Annotated in this window: 1 protein-coding gene; it reads right to left on the reverse strand. The window is 61.1% G+C overall.

Annotated elements, in window-relative coordinates:
• Positions 1–103: 103 nt before the first annotated feature.
• Positions 104–1,495, reverse strand: coding sequence for a putative sulfate exporter family transporter (locus Q0349_RS06390; RefSeq protein WP_298080043.1), 1,392 nt, complete (start codon positions 1,493–1,495; stop codon positions 104–106).
• Positions 1,496–1,780: the final 285 nt, after the last annotated feature.

The following is a 1,780-nucleotide window of genomic DNA, read 5'->3' on the forward strand; positions in this document are numbered from 1 at the left end:
TCCCCCGCTGCGGGCTTCGCCCTGCGGGGGAGGGGGAATTCTTGGGCTGTTTCTGCTTTATTTCACTATACATACACCTGAGCGCTCAATGTGTATGTATAAATCACACACCGAGACTGCGCCAGTAGGCATCAAACACATGATTGGAGAGCCAGTAGCCCAGCGGCAGGTTGATGGCGACGCCGATGGCGAAGGCGAAACACGGCTTGAGGCCGACCGCCGCCAGCTCGCGGAAGCGCGTGGTCAGGCCGATGCTGAGGAAAGTCAGGGTGAAGAACCAGCCGCGCAAATCTTTCAGCGCCTTCAGCGCCTCGTCGCTGTACGCCTTGCCCGCATCCGCACCAAGCGCGGTAATGACGGCGGTGGTCAGCAGCGAGGCGACGAAAAAGCCGAGGATGAATTTCGGGAAACGCTGCCAGATTTCGCGGCGGTCAATGCGCTCGCTACTCGCCGCACTTTGCCGTTCCCACGCCGTCACCGCGAGAATGGCGACGAGAAACGCCCAAATGCCGACGAACATATCGCGTCCGACCACCTTCATCAGGGTAAAGGCCTCCGTCGCCGCTTCATGACCGATGGCTTCGGCGGCGGCGAACCCGGCGGCGTCGGCAAATTCCGACGTGCCAATCCACGCCCCGGCGACGCCCGGATGCAGGCCGAGGGCGCGGCTGGCGGCGGGCAGCAAGAAAATCATCACCACCGCCCAAACGATAACGAGCGAAATCGCCATCGAAACGTGCGCCTTCTCCGCGCGGCAGGCGCCGCCGATGGCAATCGAGCCGGAAACGCCGCAAATCGAACCGCCCGCGCCGAGGCAGGCGGCAAAACGGCGGTCGAGTTTGAACAAGCGGGTGGCGGCAAAATAAATACTGGAAAACGTGACGACGGAAACAATCAGCGCCTGACCAATCGCCGCCGGGCCAGCGCGGAGAATGATGGTAAACGGCAGCGTCGCGCCCATCAGCACAATACCCGTTTTCACAAAATACTCGGTGCGCAGCGCCTCGCCGAACCACGCGGGCAGGCGCAGCGTGTTGCCGATGACAAGCCCCGCGAACAACGCCACCAGCGGCGACTCCAGTTGCGCGCTTTTTACCGCCGCATTGGCGCTGACAATCAGCACGGCGACGGCGAGCAAATACAGCACAGAAAAGCCGCGCAGGAAGCGGCGGACGTCATAACCGAGACTGCGCGCGCCGAGAGAGAGGGTGCTGGCGAGCAGCAAAAAAAGACCGAACGCGCCGGGCAGCTTCGCCGGCAACTTGGCGGCCAGCTCGCCAAAAGACTTCCAGCCGGGCGCGGAAAAAGTGAAATACGGCAGCACCTTGCCGCTGTTGGTCAAAAACAGGGCGGTCGCGGCGACGACCAGCCCAAGGCCGATAACAATCGCCCAACTGTCCTCCTTCTTGAACCACACCGGCGGCGGCGCACGGCGGGCGGATTTGACTTCGCGTTCATCAGATTGCAGCCCGTCAAGGGCGAGGGTGTTACTCATCGGGAGCTCCTTTAATGGTTGAAGCCCGCATGATAGGAATCCGCCCCGCCGCTGTGAAATAGCGCTTTTGCCTGCTGTCATAACTTTTTGGCATGAGCTCCTGTTCAAAATCTTGGGGGAATCGCATTTTTCCGTATGCTTGTGTAGAGGACTGAAAACAGGAGAGCAGCCGATATACCCCTCTCTCGCTGCGCGAGCTGTTCCAGTCCCTTTGGGAGAGTTTGGGAGAGGGGTTGGGGTGAGGGCGGAAGATTGCTGCGACCCGCGTAGCGACGGCTCTCAAAA

Origin of the sequence: uncultured Cardiobacterium sp., assembly GCF_938028185.1 — a bacterium.
Taxonomy (GTDB): domain Bacteria; phylum Pseudomonadota; class Gammaproteobacteria; order Cardiobacteriales; family Cardiobacteriaceae; genus Cardiobacterium.